We start from the raw sequence: 20,252 nt of genomic DNA, 5'->3' as shown, positions 1-20,252 counted from the left end.
AAGAGGTTCCCTGCCGATCTGCGTGACTAAGCCACCAGCGCCAGACGCGAATCCGCCAGCTTCCAGCGAAAGCCGGTGGATGGGCGCCCTTAGGCCGGGGCCTTGATCTTGGCGAAGCGGATGACTCCGTTGACGTCCTGAGTGCGGTCGAAGACGGTGTAGTAGTTGTTCATCAACGGCAGGCCGAGGATGGATTGGTTAGCCGGGTCGAGCGGGCCGCTGATTTGGAAGGCCGCCCGCCCCGCCGCCGGGAAGTCGGTCTGCCAATAGGTTTGCGGCATGCAAGCGAGTTCGACGTCCTGGCCGTCCTCGCCCTCCAGCGTGAAATAGATGTTTGGCCACTTCGCAAGTTCCAGCGATGCAGACGGCACGCCGTCGCGGCTATCGGCCGCCGCCTGAATGGCCTGCGTGAACGCGGGGTTGCGCTGCTCCAGGCCTTGCAGGATCGCGTCGTAGACGTCCTGAGCTAGTGATAGGTCGCTGGTGCCACTGTCGACGATCGAGTTGGAGATCGACGTGGCTGTGTATTGCGACTGCAATGGCGCGGCCTGGTGCGCGGGGCAGCCATCCACGCGCACCGACTTCAGGTTGGTGTTGTAGTAGAGATCATGCAGCACGTTCACGGCGACGAAATCGCCCGTGTAGAGGTCGTGCTGCTCCTCGCCGCCGCCCATGATGAAATAGCCCTTGTTGAGCGGATCAGCAGAGACGGCCTCCACGGTGGTGCCGAGGCGCACGCTGACCCAGGAACGCAGGGTGTAGAAGGCGAACTTGTTCGCAACCACGCCACTTTCCTCCAACTGGTCGAAATAGGGCTTCACGTCAACGCCGGTCGCGCGGGCCCGTTGCAACAGCTTGCGGAAGCCGGCGAGAAAGCTGGTCCAGACCTTGCCGAACGGCCACGGGAATGTCGATTCCTTGCCCTGGGTGGCCAAGTAGGCGCCGAAGTCGAAGGCGTTGTTCAGGCCGTTGTAGGCCAGCCCCATGATACCGGTCACCCCCTGGAAGTTGCCGCTCTCTTGCACTGTAGTTATGGCGATGGGACAGTTGTGCAGCACGACCTGGCCAGCGTCCGTTCCGAAAGTGAGCGTGGTGTCGACCATTGGCCCGGCCCAGCCACCGGTGCCGTAAGTGATCAACTGAAGCAGCGTGGTGGGCTTGAGATCCGCGTCGCCAACACCACTGTAGACCGAAGGTTCGACCGCCAGCGTACTGCTGCCAGTGTCGAGGATGACGTCGGCCACTGCACCCTTGCTGCCGATCGCGAGCCGGGCGGAGTAGTCGTTGCCGCTCAGCACGTTGGTGATCTCCAGGCGCAGAATCTTCGTGGGAGCTCCGCCTGTGGCCGCCTCCAGGCGAGCGATTCCGCGCAGCCGGTGGGCTTCAGCATCGCCGCGGGCGATGCGTCTCGCCCTGGCCTTGGCGATGACTCGGGCCTTGTGAGTCTCGGCGGTGTCGAGGGCTCCGTTCGCCAGATCGGAGATTGCAGGTGTCGAAGTTGCGATAGTCGCCATGTCTCGCTCCTCAGTCGAAAGTGGTTAGATTTGAGATGACGGCGGGACTACCACGTCGCCGAACGAACACCAAGTTCAGCCGCTCCCCTGCGAGGAGCGCAGCCGAAGCTCTGCCGAGGGCGCACCTCTATAGAGGTCATGGAGGAGGCGAAGGCCTAGACCGAGCATAGAATAAGCATTGAATGACGCGGGTCAGATTGTCGGAAGTGGTCGACTGAATGGCGTGGACCACGGGTTCATCATGACGCCCGAACGCCACTCCGGTAATCTAGGCCAGGCGATAATTGAGACTGTCATGTTCGGTGGCCGCCTTGGCGCTGCGGGCTGGGGTGTGGATGCGTCCGGCCATGTCGTGCCGATCCCGGGTGACAATCCTGAATTGGGCGCCAGTCTGACTGCCGCTCGCAGTCTCGCTGCTGCTACGCTGATATACGAGATAGCGGGGTTGCTGGTTGACGCAGATACTGCAAACGCGATCAGGCATGAGTCGTCGACTGTCGTGCGGCGGTCCATCGCTCTGTTGACAGAGGGCATCGGGCACTAAAAGAACTCCGCGGTCGACCACTGCCGCTATCTGTTTTGCTCGAACGCAAGCCTATTTTGCTTTCAAGCTACGACGCCGTTGTGTAGCCGGGGTCGATAATCTGGTGCCGTAGCCTTTGCAAGCCAAGCCGCACTGTCTGCCTCCGATTTCCAGCCACGCCCTGACTGACAGCTCGGGAAGTAGATCCGGCCGCCGCCCGCACCTGAAAGATTGGGCACTATTTGGTGTACCTGTCAGTAGAGCTTCGCGGTGCGACGGCTCCTGTGGATGTCCGCTGAATCCACGGAAGCCGCCATTAAGTTCGGGCAGGATCGACGGACCGCTTCGGGTCCTCGCGGCCGCCTCACCCGACCTGAAGTTTCGGCTTACCATGGTTGGCACTGGTGCAGGCTCTGGTAACTTCAACGGGACCCGCATCGACGCCCGTCGACTCCGCAGCGCGGATCGCGCGGCGGGACGATCGAGCGCGAAACAAGGAGGGTCCACGATGCTCGCACGAAGTGTGAGCCAGGGGCGGCGCGATTTTCTTCGCGGGTCGGGTGCGGTGCCGTTCACGTTGCTGCTGTTGGCGCTCGGAAAAACCGACGAAGGCCGGGCCGACGCAATTTCGCCGACGCCCGCCTGCGACGACGGTCACGGACCGACGCCGCGGCAGACGGCAGGCCCGTTCTTCCTGCCGCACTCGCCGCAACGCGCGTCGCTGCTCGAACCGGGGATCAATGGAGCGAAGATCGTCCTGACCGGGCAGGTGCTGTCGACGCGATGCAGGGCGGTGTCCGGGGCTTTGCTCGATTTCTGGCACGCTAATGACGCCGGAGAATACGACGTCGAGGGATTCCGGCTGCGCGGTCATCAATTCGCCGACAGCGAGGGACGCTATCGCCTTGAGACCATCGTGCCGGGTCTGTATCCGGGACGCACACGACACTTCCATGTGACGGTGCAAGCGCCGAACGGGCCCAGACTCACGACCCAACTTTACTTTCCGGGCGAGCAGCGCAACGCTCGCGATTTCCTGTTTGATCGCCGACTGCTGATGACGATGGACGACCACGGCAGGCGCAACGCAGCCCGGTTCGATTTCGTGCTCGCGTTTGCGTAGCGCAAGTCACGGATTTCGATGGCGCCCGGGATTTCATTCCGGTCAGCCGAAGACGCCCGCGTCGAGATCTCTCGTGAAATGCTGTAGCCAATCGCTTTCGTCGGATAACGGGTATTCCTTCGTAACCTGCGTCGATAGCCTCGTTATGCAGACATAGCCCTGCAGACCGCAGTTCTCGTCACTCTTGGGGTCTGTCGTGTCGGTTTCCCGAAGATCGAAATCTCCTTCAGCCAAACCGTTGCGCTGCAGCGTCGCGAGAAAATCTTTGTGTTCATCTGGTTCGATCAGGCGCATGTTCGTCCCCCGATGTGTTCAACGGAGATATCGTCAACCGATGCCAGTATGCTCGGCCGCCGCTTTCGGCGCGAGCCGGGCCGACTCGGTCTCATCAAACGCGCCGTCGTTGTATAGCCTTGAGCTAGGCGGGGGCGCTCCCCAGCGTTGTGACGTAGACCGTATCGAATCTGTCAGTGTTCCGGCAGTAATTCTCTCAACTCGCCGCGGGAACGCACGCCCATCCCCGCTCTCCGTTGCGAGACAAGGGTCTCGCGAAGCGAAATGATTCTGTCACCGGCAAATGCCAGTCCCCCAGGTTGCCGGGCCGCTGAGCGGCAACCAACGTCTCTGTGCCAAGATGCGACGTTCGCGTCGGGCGGCAGTCGGACATTTGGGCGACCGCTTCGCCTGGACAACGGACCTTCGTGCTGGGAGTGGGGCGAACGGCTTATCGGCCATTTCCGACATTCGCGTACCGGCGTGTACTTCCTACAAAGGGAGCGTCCCGTCTTATCACAGGCGAGAACCTACGCCCACAACACGTGACATCGCACGCTCGCCGCGGGACGCAAACCCTCGCAGCGTCTGTGAAGAAATATGGCTCGGCGTGAGCGAGGCACCACACTTCGGGCAGGACGGGCTCATCTCCGCAAAAAGATCGTCAGGTCCGTCGTAAGTACCATTGTGCTCGAGATCGCGCAGGCTAGCCATGTACCAATCGCCCGAACGTTGCTCAGCGTTTTCGGTCTCGACGATGACACCGCGATGTCCGCACGTACAGGTTACGTAGGTAAATTTTCGGGTCATCATAATTGCCCCCCGAAATGAACAGGTGAGATTCTCAGTCACGCATACAGCGTGCCAAATTTAAATGGCTGTGGGGCAATTCGGATGCGTCGGTCTGTACGCTCGAAAGACTCGCCTGATAGCGATCTGGTGCGAAATTAGCTTTCCATCTGGCCCTGGAATGCTTTACATCAATGTCCGCTGCGGCCGAAAAGCGCCGGCCACCGCAGACGCACAGATGACCGTTAGGCCTCGTGTGAACGACGCCATTGATCTGGAGAGGCTCCCAACGGCGGAAGGGGGTCGGCGGACATTCGAATCGAACGACCTTACCGGCCGTTGCCGTCAAGCGCCGCCCGCGCTGCTCGCTAGTCGCCGCAGGGGATCGGTGCCGTGATCCCGATTACGCCCACGACGCCGATCCCTCCGCTCACCAGGCTACAGCGTATTCCTCCGACTCCCGATCTTCCCGGCAGGCCTCCGCGATTCGGTCGTTGATCTCGTCGTCGACGTAGTCGGTCGGCACGTCACTTATCGTCGAGCCTCTCTCCGCTCAGAGCCGCAAACTGAACTCGGAGCTTTTCAAGCTTTCGGCGCATCTCCGCCGATGCGTGGTGGCCCGCTTCTTCGAGCGCCCTGATGTCCTCCTCGATTTCCTCAATCGTCGACTTCATTTGCTGAAAGGCTCCGGCCGGGGCCTTTTCGTACCTGTCGCCTTGCATCTGCTCCCCCCACCAAGTGGATGCCACACCACGCGCCTCGCCATGCCGCCCGCGCCATACGCACCCATCTTGCGCTCACCCGAACGCCAGCAGGAACGCCAGCGCATAAATGGGGGCGCCGGCTGGATCCAGATCCTTTCGGGGTTTGAGATATGTCTTCGCCTCACCATATGAAACGGCGCCGCTGTAAGCCGTCGCCGGTACCGCACTACATCCGGATCTCGTGCACGCATAAATGGGGGGCCGGCGCCTCGACACTCCCCGCGTCAGACCCAACCCGTAGCAGCACGGCGCACAGATCCGCGACAGACGGTAGCCGGCCATCTCCAGCCTTTCGCCGTCGCGCTCCGACGGACATTCAAGCGGCCGCTCCACTCAAACAACGGACCTTCGTGCCGGCAAACGTAACCGGTCTACGTCGGATCCATCGCGAGTCCGGAGGTCCGAGTGTCCTACAGCGTGCAGTCTCGCGCGAGCATGGGCAGGAGCAAGTAAGCGTGGGGGCATCGACTGATCTTGTTACTGCGACAAAACCTCCTACTCAGGTGGATCATCCCGGAATTGCGTAGGTGATTTGCCGGTCCATCGCTTAAATGCGCGGGCGAAATTACTGGTGCTGGTGAATCCGAGCAGGAAAGCGATTTCGGTCACGGAGCCTGTTCGCTGTTGGATGTAATTGCAAGCCAGTTCCCGGCGCGTGTCGTCCATGATCTGCAGGAAATTGGTGCCGCGCTGCGCCAATCGCACCTGCAAAGTTGCCGGGCTCACGCATAAAGCTTCGGCTACCTTCTCCCTGCTGCAGTCGCCGGAGGGCAGCAATTCGATGATTTTCTGCGTGACGCCGGTCACCACGTCGCTCTTGTCCAGCCGTGCAAGATATTGATTGGCGATATTGTCGTTGACTTGCGCCAATTCCGGGCAGGCTCCGCCGAGCGGCTGCATCAACTCGTGCCTGTCGAAAGTCAGCGTCGTGGCCTGATTCGAAAAACTGACCGGTGCTCGCATCAAGGCGCGGTACGGCTCGTCGCCTTCACGCGGCATTGGACGATGGAATTCCACCGACAGCGGGTTGAACCCCGGTTTGTACAACATGCGCATCGTTTGCACCAGGAAGCCGACGAATGCGTCTTCAGTTTCGCCGCAGACCTCAACCTTGAAATCGGTAGCGCGCACGGCGGTTGTGTGGCCTTCATCAATGAGACGAACGGTCGCCGATTGCGACACCAGCCGGAAGTGCCGCTCCAGCCGGCGACAGAAGTCGAGCAGCGTGCTGCTGGCGGCGAGCGCGTAGCCGAGCGCATGCAAATTGGAAATATGGATGTGCCGGGCGACCGACAGGCCGAAATACGGATTGTTGGTGGCCTCCACGCAGGCACGGTATAGCCTGGTCAAGGTGGCGGCTGGCAGCCGGACCATAGGGCCGTTCACCATATCGGGTTGCACGCCGACGGAGCGAAAAATGCGCTCGCTGTCCATTCCGCTGGCTTGCAGAGTCTTGGCGATTGCCGTGCAGTACCCCCCTATGGTCGTCGCTTCCTGCGTTGCGACGAGGGATGGCTGGCGGTCGGATTTCAAGGCGCGGCGATCCTGGCAGACGGTGGTGCCGCCGATTCTACACCGTCGCTGAACCGGTCAAGGCGCGCTTGCGCCCCCCTGCGTCCGTGCTGGGACGACACCCCTCCTTCCACAGTCGCTTCTCACTGGCGCGTTCCAACGAATGATCACTGTGGATCGCTTTGCGGAATGTACTTTTCGTTCCAAAGAGCCGCGCGGTCATTGCCCCCTGCCTAAGATCACTTCCTACTGCGGACAGATCTGCGCCTCTCCGCCACGACAACATTCCTGCATAACCCGGAGACGTTATGACCGAAGAAACCTTGCTGTTTGAGACAACTGGCGCGGTTGCGCGCTTGACGCTGAATCGCCCCAAGGCGATGAACGCGATGAATATGGCGCTGCTGGCCGAACTGGACCGCCGGCTGGCACAGATCGCCGCCGACGATGACATTCGCGTCCTGACCTTAACCGGCGCTGGTCCCGCGTTCTGCGCCGGCGCGGACTTGAAGGAGGTGCTGGCAAGTCAGAAGGCAGAGGCCGGCGAAGCAGATTTCCTCGACCGTGCCGACGCAACGCTTGCGCGCCTGCGCAATTTCCCCAAACCGGTGATCGCCGCACTCAACGGCATAACCATGGCCGGGGGCCTGGAGATGGCCATGTGCGCCGACATCGTCATCGCTGCTGAAAGCGCTGCCATCGGGGACGCCCATGCCAACTTTGGCGTCTATCCCGGCGCCGGCGGCGCAGCCGTTTTGCCGCGCCTCATTCCTCAGAACATCGCCATGTATCTACTGTTGACCGGCAACACGCTTTCGGCGGCTGAGATGAAGGCTTACGGTTTCGTATCTGAAGTGCATCCCGACGGCGAACTGGCCGATGCAGCGATGAAGCTGGCCGGCCAGATTGCCGGAAAGAGCCCTGTCGTGTTGCGGCGCATGAAGGAAGTCGCGCGCACCTCCGCCGACAAGAGCCGGGACGACGCCTTGCTGCATGAGCAAGTCATGTTGCGTCGCCATTTGCGCAGCTTTGACCTGCAGGAGGGCTTGCAGGCATTCGCCGAAAAGCGCGCACCGCGATTCCAGGGCCGTTAAGCCCGCCCAATTTTCTCATCCTGCTTTTCTCATTCCTCTGTCAGGAATTACATGAACGATATCTATGTTGCCGGTGTCGGCATGACGCAGTTCGGACGCCTGCTTGATCGCAGCGTGTACGACATGGTCGGCGAGGCCGTCACCGTGGCCTTGAAAGACGCCGGCGCAGAGGCTGCCGACATCGGGTCGGCATTCTATGCAACGCTGACCAATGGCCAGTTCCAAGGGCAAACCGCGATTCCTGGACCGATTGCCATGCGCCGCGTCGGCATCGAAGGCATTCCGGTGTTCACCGTCGAAAACGCCTGCGCCGCCGGCTCTTCGGCATTCAACCTGGCTGTGCAGGCACTGCGGGCCGGGGCCTGCGACGTAGCGCTGGCCGTCGGCGCGGAAAAAATGAACATCGCCGACAAGGCCAAGATGTTTGCCGCGTTCGATGGCGGCTGGGACGTCTCGACTGTCGAGGAAAACAAGAAGACGCTGCTGGCACTAGGCGAAGGCGTCGAGCCCCCGCCCGGCACGATGTCGGATCGCCCATACAGCGTGTTCATGGATGTCTATGCCGCCATCTGCCGCAATCATATGAAGCGATACGGCACCACGCAGCACCAGATCGCCGCGGTCGCGGCCAAGAACCACCAGCACTCGGTGCATAACCCACTGGCGCAATTCCAGCAGCCCATGACGATCGAGCAGGTGCTGGCTTCGGCGCCGATCGCCTACCCGTTGACGACGGCCATGTGCTCGCCGATTAGCGACGGCGCCGCCGCCGCTCTCCTGTGCACCGCCGACGGCCTGAAGCGCCTGCGGGGTGCCCCCGACCGCGCAGTGCGCGTGCTGGCCAGCGTCATTCAGACCGGTACGACGCGCAGTCTCGACGAGCCGCAAAAAATCATTGCACACCTCGCGGCGAAGAAAGCCTACGAACAAGCCGGCGTCGCGCCTCAGGACGTTGACGTTGCCGAAGTGCACGATGCCTCGGCGATCGGCGAGATCCTCAACGCCGAATCGCTGATGCTGGTGGCGTTCGGTGAGGGCGGCCCTGCGGCCGCGCGCGGCGACTTCACGGTCGGCGGACGCATCCCGATCAACCCGTCCGGCGGCCTCGAATCGAAAGGCCATCCGATCGGCGCTACCGGTCTCGGCCAGATTCACGAACTGGTGACGCAGTTGCGCGGCGAAGCCGGACAGCGTCAGGTACGAGACGCACGCATCGCAATCCAGGAAAACGGCGGCGGCCTGTACGGCATCGAAGAGGCCGTGGTCGGCGTCAACATTCTGGGAAAACAATAAGGAGACCAGAATGGGACACGTATTCCGCACTGAAGAGCAGCAGGCTGCCGTCGATGGACTGAAACGCTTCCTCGACGCCGAGATCGATCCGATCTTCAGCAAGCAATACCGCGACAAGTTCGTGCCGCGCAACAAGATGGCCGAAATCATGCGCCGGCTGACGGAATTCGGGCTGGTGTCGGGCATCGCGAGCGAGGCTAACGGCGGCATGGGCCTGGATTGGCTGACTTCGCTGATGCTGTTCGAGGAGGTGGCTACCACCTCGGCCGACCTGTCGGTGCCGGTGCTGATCAACTCGTTTGGCGTAGTGCTGCTCGAGAAGGTTGCCCCCCCGCATTTGCGTGAACGCTACCTGCCCGGCTTGTTGAGCGGAGACAGTTTCGTCTCGATGGGCATTTCCGAACCGGACGTCGGCTCCAACGTGTTGGAGATCAGAACGCGTGCGCGTCGCGATGGCGATCATTTCATCATCAACGGCGAAAAGACCTGGATCAGCAATGGCGAGTACTCGGACTTCCTGATCTGCACCTGCCGAACCAGCGATGACCCGCGCAAGGGGCTGACCCATTTTCTGCTCGACCGCATGGAACATCCCTACGAAGTACGCGGCATCCATAAGATCGGCTTCAACAGCCAGTCCACCGCACAGATCTTCCTGACTGATGTGCGCGTGCCGGCCTCCAACATGATCGGCAACGAAGGCGAGGGACTGCGCAATACGCTCTCGCTGTTCGAAAGGTCGCGCGTATTCGTCGCCGCCCAGGGACTGGGCATCGCCCGCCGCGCGCTCGAAGAAGCGATTCGTTATGCAAAGGAGCGCCGCCAGCACGGCAAGGTCATCGCGGGTCACCAGTTGATCGCGGCGATGTTGGCCGAAATGGCAACTCACGTGGACGCAGCGCGCCTTTTGACCTACCGCGCAGCGTCGATGATCGAAGCCGGCGTGCCGGCCGAGATGGAAGCGGCGATGGCCAAGTATTTCGCCTGCGAAGCAGCCGTGAAAATCGCCCGCGAGGCGGTGCAGATCCACGGGGGTAACGGCGTCACGACCGAATTCCTCGTCGAGAAGCTCGCGCGCGAGGCGATCATCGCACCGATTCCGGAAGGCACGACCCAGATTCAGCAACTCATTATCGGCCGCGCCTTGACTGGCGTGCCGGCGTTCTAAGGCGCTGAGGCGAATTTAGCGTGACCAGGCATGGCGACGAAACCAGTGCGGTTAGTACGGCAAGGAGCCACCGCGAGGTCACGGCAATTTCGCAACAGCCTCTAAACCATATCCACAGGACACATCATGCGCATTGAAGGAAAAGTCATCGTCATTACCGGCGGCGCTTCGGGCCTCGGTCTCGCCACGGCGCGCTATCTGGTACAGGAAAAAGGCGCGCGCGTCGCCATCTTCGATCTGAACGCCGAGGCCGGCGCCAAGGCGGTCGAGGATGTCGGCGCCGAACACGCGATGTTCGTGCAAACCGACGTCGCCAACGAGGAATCGGTGCAGAACGCGGTGGCCGCTGTGACTGCCCGCTTCGGTACGGTTCACGTCTGCATCAATTGCGCGGCGCTGCCCACACCGTGCAAGGTGTTGGGCAAGGACGGCAAGGCCACACCGCTGGCGAAGTTCGCACAGGTGACGGCGGTCAACGTCAACGGCGTCTTCAATGTCATGTCGAAATGCGCCGAGCAGATGGTCAAGAACGACCCGGAGGCCGGCGAGGAGCGCGGCGTGATCATCAACATCTCGTCGGGTGCCGCCTACGAGGCGCAGATCGGTCAAGTCGCCTATGCCGCCTCCAAGGCGGCGCTGCTCGGCATGAACATGCCGGCGGCGCGGGAACTCGGTGACGTCGGCATTCGTGTCAACGCCATTGCGCCCGGCCTGTTCCTGACGCCGATGGTGCAGACACTTGATGCAAAGATCATCGCTGCGTTGAAGACGCAGATCGAAGCCCCGAGACGCCTCGGCGACATGCGCGAGTTCGCGCACTGCTGCGCTTTCACTATCGAAAACGCCTATCTGAACGCACACACTATCCGCCTGGACGCAGCGTCACGCCTGCGCGCACGCTAAACGACCGTACCGGCGACAGGGTCGCCCTTCTTCTAAAGAGGAGGCGAGCTAAAAACAAGGAGACAGGTTCATGAAGATGAACTTTTGCCGCATCATGGGCTTGATGACGCTGCGCTTTCGCGGCCGGCAAGCGATCGTCAATGTGGAGCGCGGCCGCCGCTACACCTACCACGATTACCACCTATTGACCAACCGCATCGCCGATGCGCTGCGCAACGCGCTCGGGGTCGGCAAGGGCGACAAGTTCCTGCTCATCCTGGAAAACGACAACCTGAGCCTGATGATGCTGCCGACTGTTCTCAAGCAGGAAGGCACGGTGGTCATGACCAACTTGCGCGACGCGCCGGAAGAGCATGCGCGTCAGATCGAACTGGTCAAGCCGAAGGTCGTATTTATTGAATCGGGCCTGCTCGATGGCTACTACGCGATGTTGCGTGCGGCCGGCTGCGAGATCGTCGTCATGGACGATCCGACGCCGGAACAGGCGGCACGCCCCGGCGTGCGCGCGTTCTGGAGCCTGATCGACGCGGCCTCTGAACTCGACGCCAACGTCGAGCTGGACGACGACGAGCACATCTTCATGTTGCGCTTCACCGGCGGCACGACCGGCCAGGGCAAATGCGCGATGTACACGATCGGCAATCTGATGGCTTGCCGCGATGGCGGCTTCGCCAACCCGGATTTCGGCTTCAACGGCCACACACGCATGTTGCACGTGGCGCCGCTCTCGCATGGCACGATGGTCGCTTTCATACCGACTTTCTATGCCGGCGGCGCCAACCTGACGCTCAATCAGCTCGATCTCGGGCAATGGCGGCAAACGGTCGAACAGCAGCGCGTTACACATTCGTTCCTGGTGCCGACCGCGCTTTACCGTCTGCTCGAATTTCAGCGCGCTAACCCACGCGATCTCTCTTCGCTGAACACCCTGATCTACGGTGCCGCACCGATGAGTCCCGCCAAGCTCGAAGAACTGATCACCTGCTTCGGCCCCATCTTCGCGCAGGTCTACGCCGCTACCGAAGTCCCAATGTTCGTGTCGGCGCTCGACAAGGTCGAGCACGAGTTCGCGCAAAAGACCGAGGGCGGCATCGAACGTCTGTCTTCGGCCGGCCGGCCGACGCCGGGCGTCGAAGTTTACGTGACCGATGAGCAGGGCAAACCACTGCCAACGGGCCAATGCGGCGAAATCCGTATCCGCAGCCGAGCCGTCATCAAGGGGTATTACAACAATTCGGAAACGACGGCCGCCGAGTTTGCCGACGGGGCGTGGAAGTCGGGCGACGTCGGCTACATCGACCAGGACGGCTACCTGTACATCGTCGACCGTTTGAAAGACATGATCATCAGTGGCGGCTTCAATATCTATGCGATTGAAGTCGAAGCGGCGCTGGCCTCCCATCCGGCCGTCATGATGTCCGCTGTGGTTGGCGTCCCCCATCCTGAGTGGGGCGAGGCCGTGCATGCGGAAGTGCTGCTGCGTCCCGGCGCCTCGGTCGAGGCCGCCGAACTTATCGCGCACGCCAAGGAAAAGCTCGGCAGCTACAAGGCGCCGAAGTCGCTGGTGTTCGTCGAGCAATTGCCGACCTCGGTGGTCGGCAAAGTACTGCGGCGCGTGGTCAAGGAAAAGTACTGGCAGAACATGCAGCGCAAGGTCGGCTAGACAGTTTCATTTGACATGTAAGCAGGACTTGCTATGGCCGATATTGCGCGGCACGCCTGCCTTGATCGTCATTTAGCATTCCTTTTGATTCCGTCCTTCATAACAACCGGAGTATTCGATGAAAAGTATTCAGGCAAGCGCGTTGGCGATTGCCACCTTAATTCTGACCGCGTCCAGCACCGCATGGTCGCAGCCGGGCCAGACGGCCAGTGCATCTGCCGGTATGCCGGCTGCATCCACTTCGCAAGGCGCAGCGGCTCCCGTCAGCGCAAGGAAAGCCGATCGCGCGCTGCGCCGGCAGGTGTATGCCGCCATCGGCAAGCATAAGGAGATCAGCGCCGGCAATATCAGCGTCGTCGCAAGAGGCGGCGCGGTAACGCTGAACGGCACAGTTACGGACGCTTCGCAGGTCAATGAGGTTGCGGAGATCGCGAAGGGTGTTCCGGGGGTGACCTCCGTGACCAACAAGCTGACCGTGCAAAAACCGTTTGGCGGTGCGTAAAAAGCTCGAACGTCGGGGCATGCACCAACCGCTGCGTACGCATGCACACCTTGAAGGATGGAACATGAATTTGCAGGAACTGCATGCTGTTGCCGTCGCCGCATGGCTTGTTGTTCTAGTGGCGGAAACAGCTATCGAGGCGCAAGCGCGAGCACCGGAGTCGCACCCCATCGTCGCGGCCATGCATGGATGGATCGGACTCTTTGCGGAGGCGCCGCTGATCGCTACGACCGTGGTCACAGGGGTGCTGCTGATGATGCACATGTGGCCAGCTCCAACACTTATCCTCGTCAAGGCTGCTTTGGGCCTCGTTGCTGTCGCTGCCAACACGTTCCGCGTTTTTCTGGTCGCGTCCCGCATTTGCGAGGACCACGACATGAAGCGCGTTCAGCCGACTCGCCGGCTCACTTTGGCCGCAACGGCGATCCCGATTGGTGCCGTCGTCTGGGTTATCGGGTACTTCTATTTGCACGGACAGTAGACGGACAACCTTGCTTTCTGTAGCACGCGCTTATTTATGTAGTACTTCGAACTAGTAAAAACGAAACTAGAACGCCTTCGGAGAGCGCAGTTGGCGTTGAGGCGAGGCATCCAACGTGTTCAGTACGTACGGCGGTCGAAACAGGTCGCTTTAAAGAAAAAATCGGAGACGCAATGAAATTGAAATGGATAGCAGCAGCCGTTTTAGCAACAACAGGTAGTGCAGTACACGCACAGTCGTCAGTGACGCTATATGGTGTTATCGATGCCGGGATGTTGTATCAAAGCACTTCGGCTGCCACGTTGAGCCCGACGGCGACGAACCTCGGCAAGGTCTTTCGCTACAAGGATGGCGGCATCTATGCGAGCTACTGGGGACTCAAGGGATCAGAGGACATCGGCGGTGGGTACCACGTCAATTTCAGGCTGCAAGGTGAGTTCGACAGCGGCACCGGCAAGTTCAACCTGGGCGATACGCCGGGCGTGGCCGCACAGTTCAACCAGATCGCGACGGTAGGTGTGTCGGGACCGATCGGCACAGTGAACTTCGGTCGCCAGATCGTGCCGATTGCCTATGCAATGGCCGAGACCGACGTACGGGGGGCTCAGTATTTCGGCAGCATTCTGACTGCGTGGCTCGGCACCAACCAGGCTGCGGGCTGGCAGGGCATCAGCACCAACGGGCCAATCGGCGCGTTGTACGACAGCAATGCGATTGTCTACGAATCGCCAAAGTTCGCCGGCCTGTCCGCGGCACTCGAGTACGCACCCGGAGGTGTACCGGGCAGTTTCCAGGGAAACACGCGGGAGTCCGCTGTACTGAAATATTCGAACTATGGCCTTCGTTTTGCGGCTGGCTACTACATTGGCCACGATACGAATCCTGGCCCGACGACGGTGCCCACCGGACTTGCCAATAACCGCCTTTTCTACGTGGGCGCTCTATACACGTACCACGCATTCTCGGTTTCCGCATCGTATTCGAACGGTAGGAATCCGGCGCAGCCTGAGCAGGTCAACCTCGATCTGTATTCGGCCGGCCTCGGCTACCAGTTCTCACCTACCTTCCAGGTTACCAGTGGCGTGTACTACCTGAAGGACCGCAACAACTCGGCCAACAAGTCGATCGAAGTTGCAGCCGGCGCGGAGTACAGCCTGTCGAAAGCTACGCTCGTCTACGGCCAGGTGGGACACGTGAACAACCGGGGAACGATGAACCAGCCAATAACGTATGGCCAGCCCGTGGCGCCCGGCATGGGCACGACAGCTGTCATGCTGGGTATCCGTCACGTGTTCTAGCGACTTTCTCATCGCCATGTTCGACGCTGCGCGCGCACCACACGGCGCACGTCCACGCCCTTGTGCTCGAGCGTGCGCAAGCGCCAGCGGCAGTGTCCCGAGTTAGAAGTTCGCAATTCAACGCCTGTTGCTTATTGTCCGTTGAACTCCTTGCTGATTTCCAAAGGCACTCGGATCCTGATGGAGCAACAGGCGGCGCGGCCGCGTCAACCGGACTGCGATACGAGCGCGCAATGAAGGAGAAGTTGATGGCTAGAGCTGAAAAATCGCTGCGTCTGATGGTCGAGCACTGGCTTGTTCCGGAGCGAGCGAACCAGGTTCGCGTCACTCGGTTCAAAAACAGTCGTTCCATCCGGGAATGCTATGTATGCGTCGAGACATTCAACGCGACAGGGGCGGTTGCAATGTTTTTCTTTCGTCACGCAGATGGCACTTGGCGGATCTTTCCGCCGAGTCGAGAACGGCCAATGATGCGTGCCGCGTAAATTTTGACGAATTTTTGATTCGCCACACTGATGTATATGGACCGTGTCGGGCGCTTCCGGCAGGAATGTCTGAATGCGCATGGATTTTTGTCATTGGCCGACGCGGAGCAAAATCAACGACTGTCGCACGTACCTTAACGAGGTTCGTCCCCACCCCGCATTGTGGGGATGACGGCCGCCGATACGCCCGACTCGGGCGCGGAAGCGACAGGCTTTTAGCTCGATGGGCGCGGCTACGCTAACGATCACGAATGCGGCCGTTGTACCTCGGAAGCGGTCATTTAGGATGAAGTAGGCCGAACGGCAGAGTTGGGTCGACCGCGGACCTTCGACTTGGGATCTCCCGAGCCGGCGCGGCCGGACCACGCGATGCGCGCGGTCTTGCCACACTCCGGACACGGCCCGGGAGCGCGGGGCCATCCGGCAGAAGGGGCACGCTTGCGTTGAGTTCAGTCGTCTGCTTTGCGTGGTGTCGTTAGAGTGGCCCATCTCTCGACGATCTTGCGATTCGCAAATCGCCATAGCACAAAGCCGTGGAATTCGATCTTATGTCCGGTCGCCGCGTCGGTCGCGCGCCACGTGTTTCTCACCATCACCTTGTCACGCTCAGCGATCATGACCTCGATCGTGACGTGCAGGTCCGGCCATTTCTGGTAAGCCGCCTTCATCATGGTTATCGCCGCTTCCGGGCCGACCTGGGGGCCTGACGGCTCGTCATGGTCGAGGAAATCGGCGCTGAAGTTATCCCGTGCGACCTCCGGATTCTTGCGATTCACGAATTCGTCGAAGTGTTTCGCGACGAACTGCTTCATCTCGTCCAGCGTGAAACCCGGCTCACCGTCGGGCGGTACTCGGTACGCTTCCATAGCGGCCTCTACTCAGTCAGCATCTTGAGGGCGTGATGCCAGTCGTTGCGAAGAAATCCCGGTAGGCACCACAGCATGCATAACGGCTCCAGCGCCCGCGCCGAAACAATGCTCCCACAGTCATAGGGTTCCCAGCCGAATTGCCGTGCGATCGCGCTAACCTGGGCCTTTGCGTTGTCATCGTCACCGCATAGGAACATGGTCGGTGTGCCCTGAGAAAAGTACGGATTCACCATCAAGGTATTACCGACGCTATTGAAAGCCTTGACCACGTGCGCCTGCGGGAGCTGTCCCTGAATCCACTCACCGAGCGACTCGTTTGGCCCGGTCGTGTATTTCAGGATCCCACTGACCGGCGGCTCGTCAGCGAGCGGGTTGGTCGCGTCGATGACAGTCTTGCCAGAAAGGTTCTCCGCACCTGCAAGCGCGATCACGCTCCCGGCGATGCGGCCTAGCACGGCCAGCACGATGAGTTCGCCAAACTGCGCAGCCTGCTCGAATGTCCCGGCTCGCGCTCCGGATGTGTCACTGACCCAGTCCTGCACATCGCTCTTTTGCGGATCCCGCGTGCCCAGCATCGTGTCATGGCCGTGCTTGACAAAGCCCGCGCCAAGCGCGCGACCTACCACTCCTGATCCCAATACGCCCACTTTCATTTTCAGCCTCCTCTATGTCATGCCGCCGCGGCGATACCCGTGCTCAGGAACGCGGGCCGTCAGACGCGCCGCGCGGCGGCTCATGCAGCAACGACAGCCCGATCCGGGCGCCGAGCCCCTGTTGATAGGCGAGCTGCACCAGCAGCATCGCCGCGGGTTCGGCGTACCGCGCAAGGGCAAGCGGCCCCGCGTCGACCGGTTGTGCGCCAATCTCGTCGACGAGCCTCGCGATGACCGCCCGCGCATCGGCGTCGTCGCTGCAGACAAACACGTTTGGACGGTGCTCGCCGATAAGCATGCTGGGCGAGTGCAACATCTCCGCGAATGGCGGGATTGCCTTGACCACAGTCGCCCACGGCGCGAGTTTCGCGATCTCTTCCGCGCCGGATGTCGTTGTCCCGATGGCAAGACCGCTCAGGTCGGGTTTGAGCGCGTTCGTGCAATCCCACATGATCTTTTTACCCTGCACGCTGCCGGTCTGTCCGAGCGCGTCGGACGTCACAGTCCAAGGCGTGGCCAGCACACCAGGTCCGCGAACTGCACCGCTTCGGCGACCGTGCCGACGCGCGCGCCGAGCTCGGCGGCGGTCGCTTTGAGCTTGTCCATGTCGGGACTGAAGCTCAGCATCACGGCATGGCCGTTCGGGATGAGATGTTTCGCGAGGCCGGTTCCGACGTTACCGGCTCCGATGATTCCAATGTTCACGATCGCGTCTCCTTCCATGAACTCGAACTCACGCAATGTTTGCCCAGATGGACTTGTACTGCGTGTAGCTTTCGAGCGCCTCCGCACCTTGTTCGCGCCCGTAGCCGGACATCTTGTAGCCGCCGAAGGGCCCGTTGGGATGGTACTTATGCCAAGTGTTGATCCAGACTGTGCCGGCCGCGATGCGGTCCGCGAGACGCAGCGCTCGGCTCAGATCGCGGGTCTGGATGCCCGCAGCGAGGCCGTATGGCGTGTCGTTCGCAATGCGCACGGCTTCTTCGTCACCATCGAACGGAATGATCGGCAGGACCGGCCCAAAAATCTCATCGCGACTGATTTTCAGTTCGTTGGTGGCGTCGGCGAAGACGGTGGGTTCGATGAACAGGCCACGGCCATCGATCTTGCGCACATCGCCGCCAGCGACGAGGCGCGCGCTCGACGCCTTGCCGGATTCGACGTATTGCCGCACCTTGTCGAACTCGGCCTTCGAAGCGAGAGGCCCCATCTGGGTCCGCGGGTCGAGTGGATCGCCCAGCACCGCGGCGTTGGCCAGTGCGGCGAGCCGCTCGACGACTTCATCGTAGATGGGCCGCTCGACGAGCAGCCGCGAGCCCGCGACGCAGACTTCGCCCTTGTTCCAGAAGATGCCCCAGAACGCCGCCTGCACCGCCGCATCGAGATCGGCGTCGGCGAAGATGATGTTCGGCGACTTGCCGCCCAACTCCATCGTCGTGTGCTTGAGCGTCGCCGCGCCGTTGCGGATGATGTTCTGCCCCACGGCTGTGGAACCGGTAAAGGCAATCTTGTCGACGAGTGGATGTCTGACCAGCGCGTCGCCAAGCGTGCCGCCGGGGCCGGTGACGAGGTTGTACACGCCGTCCGGCACACCCGCGTCGAGTATGACCTGGGCGAGGGCCAGCGCCGTCAGCGGCGTGTCGGAGGCTGGCTTGTGCACGATGGTGTTGCCGGCGGCCAATGCCGGCGCGACTTTGGAGCAGGTGAGTGCCAGCGGAAAATTGAAGGGCGTAATCGCCGCCACCACGCCGAGCGGCTCGCGACGCGTGAGAATCCGGGTGTGCGGTTCGTAGGTCGCGCGATAGGCGCCGTCCATCGCATGCATGGCAAGCCCGCCGAAAAGGCGGAATAGCCCGGAACAGTGCGGCATGATGACGTCGAGAAAGTCGCGATAAGGCATGCCCATATCCATTGCTTCGCGTAGCGCGAAGTCTTCCGCCCGCTCGTCGAGCAGATCGGCCACGCGGAACAGGATTTTTGCGCGCGCTTCGTGATGCAGGCGCGACCAGTCGCCCGCTTCGAATGCTCTGCGCGCCGAGGCAACCGCTGACTCGGCGTCCTCGAGGGTCGCCTTCGCAACCTCCGTAATGGTTTCCTCGGTGGTGGGATCGACGGTCGGGACGGTTGCGCCGTCCGATGCGTTACGCCATTTGCCGTCGATCAGAAGCTGTCCGCTCGCCAATCGTTTGCGCTGCGGCATCCGCGTCGGTTCCTGATTCATGGCCGCGCTCCTCTCAGTTCAGACGGTGCAGTCCATTGTCGGCGTGCTGTCGCGGCTGGTCTATGCTACGGAGCAGCGAAACAGTTGTGAGTGACGGTGCAAGATGAAAACGAACGGAGGCGGATCGATCGACCTGTTCAGGGCCCTGAAAACGTTCGCCGCAACCGCCGAGTCGACAAGTTTCTCGGAGGCCGGCCGTCAACTTGGCGTGACACCCGGCGCGGTGAGCAAACAGATCGGCATGCTCGAGACATTGCTCGGGTGCCGGCTATTCCAGCGCACGACACGCCACCTGTCGGTGACGGACGAGGGGCGGCGCCTGTACACGATGGTGCACGAGCCCGCGCAACAGATCGAAGATGCGATCGCGGCGCTGTCGTCTGACGAAACCCAATTGAGCGGCACCGTGAAGGTATCGTTGCCGATCGCCTTCAGCCGCGTCGCGCTGTTGCCGGTGTTGAGCCGGTTCCGCGAGCGCTACCCCCAGGTCACGCTCGACCTGCGATTCGAAAATCGCCACGTGGACCTGATTTCGGAAGGATATGACTGCGCGATCGGACAATTGCACGATACGGATTCCAGTGTGGTCGCGCGTACGCTCGCTCCTTTGACGCTCATTTTGTGCGCGGCGCCCGCGTACCTGGAGCAGCACGGCGCACCGCAGTCGATCGAGGACCTCACGCATCACGAACTCATCTCGTTCCGTTCTCCCAGTTCGGGAAGAATCCAGACGTGGAAATTGCAGGCGCGAAACAAGGAAGTCGTATTCGAGCCGGGCTCGCATCTCATCGTCTCCGATACGGAAGCGTTGACGGAGCTTGCCCTCGGCGGGTGCGGCATCGCGCTTCTTGGTGCCCATCATGCGGCCGGGCTGATTGCCGCCGGCAAGCTGAAGTGCGTACTGACGAAGTTCGTGTCACGGCGCAGCGACATCTGCATCTACTACGCAGCGAGAAAGCACTTACCGCCGCGCGTCGCGGCGTTCGTCGAATTCGTGGTCGAGGAAGTCCGGCAGAGCGAGATCGTCAATCGATCAAGGGAACTCGTTCAGCGGCGTACCGTTCGAGTCCTCTGAATTGCCGCATGGCCTTGTCGTTATGATGCGTGCAGCCATGCGCGCCTTC

Annotated in this window: 20 protein-coding genes and 1 pseudogene; 12 read left to right on the top strand and 9 right to left on the bottom strand. The window is 61.3% G+C overall.

Annotated features, from left to right (window positions below; genetic code table 11):
* Positions 1 to 89: 89 nt before the first annotated feature.
* Positions 90 to 1,514 (bottom strand): pepsin-like aspartic protease, encoded by a 1,425-nt coding sequence (locus FAZ95_RS14485; protein ID WP_137333096.1) that lies wholly within the window; start codon positions 1,512 to 1,514, stop codon positions 90 to 92.
* Positions 1,515 to 2,545: 1,031 nt separating this feature from the next.
* On the opposite strand from FAZ95_RS14485, the gene FAZ95_RS14480 reads away from it, so the two are divergent.
* Positions 2,546 to 3,160, top strand: a complete 615-nt coding sequence (locus FAZ95_RS14480; protein WP_137333095.1) for a dioxygenase family protein — start codon at positions 2,546 to 2,548, stop codon at positions 3,158 to 3,160.
* A 42-nt stretch (positions 3,161 to 3,202) separates the two neighbouring features.
* On the opposite strand, the gene FAZ95_RS14475 is transcribed toward FAZ95_RS14480, so the two are convergent.
* The 3 genes from FAZ95_RS14475 to FAZ95_RS14470 form a co-directional block, all read right to left on the bottom strand.
* Complete coding sequence (locus tag FAZ95_RS14475) at positions 3,203 to 3,454, bottom strand: transcriptional regulator (protein ID WP_137333094.1); 252 nt, start codon at positions 3,452 to 3,454, stop codon at positions 3,203 to 3,205.
* Between the two features lie 1,295 nt (positions 3,455 to 4,749).
* A complete protein-coding gene (locus FAZ95_RS39330) occupies positions 4,750 to 4,896 on the bottom strand; it encodes a hypothetical protein (protein ID WP_175425609.1) in 147 nt (48 codons plus the stop codon).
* A 585-nt stretch (positions 4,897 to 5,481) separates the two neighbouring features.
* Positions 5,482 to 6,519 (bottom strand): AraC family transcriptional regulator, encoded by a 1,038-nt coding sequence (locus FAZ95_RS14470; protein WP_137333093.1) that lies wholly within the window; start codon positions 6,517 to 6,519, stop codon positions 5,482 to 5,484.
* Between the two features lie 287 nt (positions 6,520 to 6,806).
* On the opposite strand from FAZ95_RS14470, the gene FAZ95_RS14465 reads away from it, so the two are divergent.
* The 10 genes and pseudogenes from FAZ95_RS14465 to FAZ95_RS40060 form a co-directional block, all read left to right on the top strand.
* Positions 6,807 to 7,592, top strand: a complete 786-nt coding sequence (locus tag FAZ95_RS14465; protein WP_137333092.1) for an enoyl-CoA hydratase/isomerase family protein — start codon at positions 6,807 to 6,809, stop codon at positions 7,590 to 7,592.
* Between the two features lie 51 nt (positions 7,593 to 7,643).
* Positions 7,644 to 8,885: a thiolase family protein gene (locus FAZ95_RS14460; RefSeq protein WP_137333091.1), complete on the top strand. Its 1,242-nt coding sequence runs from the start codon at positions 7,644 to 7,646 to the stop codon at positions 8,883 to 8,885.
* A gap of 10 nt (positions 8,886 to 8,895) precedes the next feature.
* On the top strand, positions 8,896 to 10,053 hold the full coding sequence (locus FAZ95_RS14455; RefSeq protein WP_137333090.1) for an acyl-CoA dehydrogenase family protein: 1,158 nt from the start codon (positions 8,896 to 8,898) through the stop codon (positions 10,051 to 10,053).
* 126 nt (positions 10,054 to 10,179) lie between these two features.
* Positions 10,180 to 10,956 carry an SDR family NAD(P)-dependent oxidoreductase gene (locus FAZ95_RS14450; RefSeq protein ID WP_137333089.1) on the top strand — a complete coding sequence of 259 codons (777 nt, stop codon included), beginning with the start codon at positions 10,180 to 10,182 and terminating at the stop codon, positions 10,954 to 10,956.
* Between the two features lie 70 nt (positions 10,957 to 11,026).
* The gene (locus FAZ95_RS14445) at positions 11,027 to 12,619 is read left to right on the top strand and encodes a class I adenylate-forming enzyme family protein (protein ID WP_175425608.1); all 1,593 of its coding nucleotides are present in this window, start codon (positions 11,027 to 11,029) and stop codon (positions 12,617 to 12,619) included.
* A gap of 118 nt (positions 12,620 to 12,737) precedes the next feature.
* Complete coding sequence (locus FAZ95_RS14440; protein ID WP_137333088.1) at positions 12,738 to 13,121, top strand: BON domain-containing protein; 384 nt, start codon at positions 12,738 to 12,740, stop codon at positions 13,119 to 13,121.
* Between the two features lie 64 nt (positions 13,122 to 13,185).
* On the top strand, positions 13,186 to 13,602 hold the full coding sequence (locus FAZ95_RS14435) for a hypothetical protein (protein ID WP_137333087.1): 417 nt from the start codon (positions 13,186 to 13,188) through the stop codon (positions 13,600 to 13,602).
* A 173-nt stretch (positions 13,603 to 13,775) separates the two neighbouring features.
* Positions 13,776 to 14,900 (top strand): porin, encoded by a 1,125-nt coding sequence (locus FAZ95_RS14430; RefSeq protein WP_137333086.1) that lies wholly within the window; start codon positions 13,776 to 13,778, stop codon positions 14,898 to 14,900.
* A 233-nt stretch (positions 14,901 to 15,133) separates the two neighbouring features.
* Complete coding sequence (locus tag FAZ95_RS14425) at positions 15,134 to 15,385, top strand: hypothetical protein (RefSeq protein WP_254699706.1); 252 nt, start codon at positions 15,134 to 15,136, stop codon at positions 15,383 to 15,385.
* Between the two features lie 48 nt (positions 15,386 to 15,433).
* Positions 15,434 to 15,548: pseudogene (locus FAZ95_RS40060) on the top strand (integrase core domain-containing protein); the annotation flags it as partial.
* 286 nt (positions 15,549 to 15,834) lie between these two features.
* Here FAZ95_RS40060 and FAZ95_RS14420 read toward each other — a convergent pair.
* From FAZ95_RS14420 to FAZ95_RS14400, 5 genes are read right to left on the bottom strand one after another with little or no spacing between them, the layout of a single operon-like run.
* Positions 15,835 to 16,251: an ester cyclase gene (locus FAZ95_RS14420; RefSeq protein ID WP_137333085.1), complete on the bottom strand. Its 417-nt coding sequence runs from the start codon at positions 16,249 to 16,251 to the stop codon at positions 15,835 to 15,837.
* An 8-nt stretch (positions 16,252 to 16,259) separates the two neighbouring features.
* On the bottom strand, positions 16,260 to 16,907 hold the full coding sequence (locus tag FAZ95_RS14415) for an NADPH-dependent F420 reductase (protein ID WP_137333084.1): 648 nt from the start codon (positions 16,905 to 16,907) through the stop codon (positions 16,260 to 16,262).
* A gap of 43 nt (positions 16,908 to 16,950) precedes the next feature.
* Positions 16,951 to 17,430: an NADPH-dependent F420 reductase gene (locus tag FAZ95_RS14410; RefSeq protein ID WP_217497404.1), complete on the bottom strand. Its 480-nt coding sequence runs from the start codon at positions 17,428 to 17,430 to the stop codon at positions 16,951 to 16,953.
* Positions 17,406 to 17,612 (bottom strand): NAD(P)-binding domain-containing protein, encoded by a 207-nt coding sequence (locus tag FAZ95_RS14405; RefSeq protein WP_175425607.1) that lies wholly within the window; start codon positions 17,610 to 17,612, stop codon positions 17,406 to 17,408. Before FAZ95_RS14405 ends, FAZ95_RS14410 begins: the two co-directional genes overlap by 25 nt.
* Before the next feature lie 28 nt (positions 17,613 to 17,640).
* Complete coding sequence (locus tag FAZ95_RS14400; protein WP_137333081.1) at positions 17,641 to 19,128, bottom strand: aldehyde dehydrogenase family protein; 1,488 nt, start codon at positions 19,126 to 19,128, stop codon at positions 17,641 to 17,643.
* A 103-nt stretch (positions 19,129 to 19,231) separates the two neighbouring features.
* Here FAZ95_RS14400 and FAZ95_RS14395 point away from each other — a divergent pair, with 103 nt between their 5' ends.
* Entirely contained in the window at positions 19,232 to 20,203 is a 972-nt protein-coding gene (locus tag FAZ95_RS14395) for a LysR family transcriptional regulator (RefSeq protein ID WP_137333080.1), read from the top strand.
* The last annotated feature ends 49 nt before the right edge of the window (positions 20,204 to 20,252 follow it).

The organism is Trinickia violacea (genome assembly GCF_005280735.1).
Taxonomy (GTDB): Bacteria; Pseudomonadota; Gammaproteobacteria; order Burkholderiales; family Burkholderiaceae; genus Trinickia_A; species Trinickia_A violacea.
Note: the sequence above shows the minus strand (reverse complement) of the source record. Positions and strands in the feature narration are given on the sequence as shown.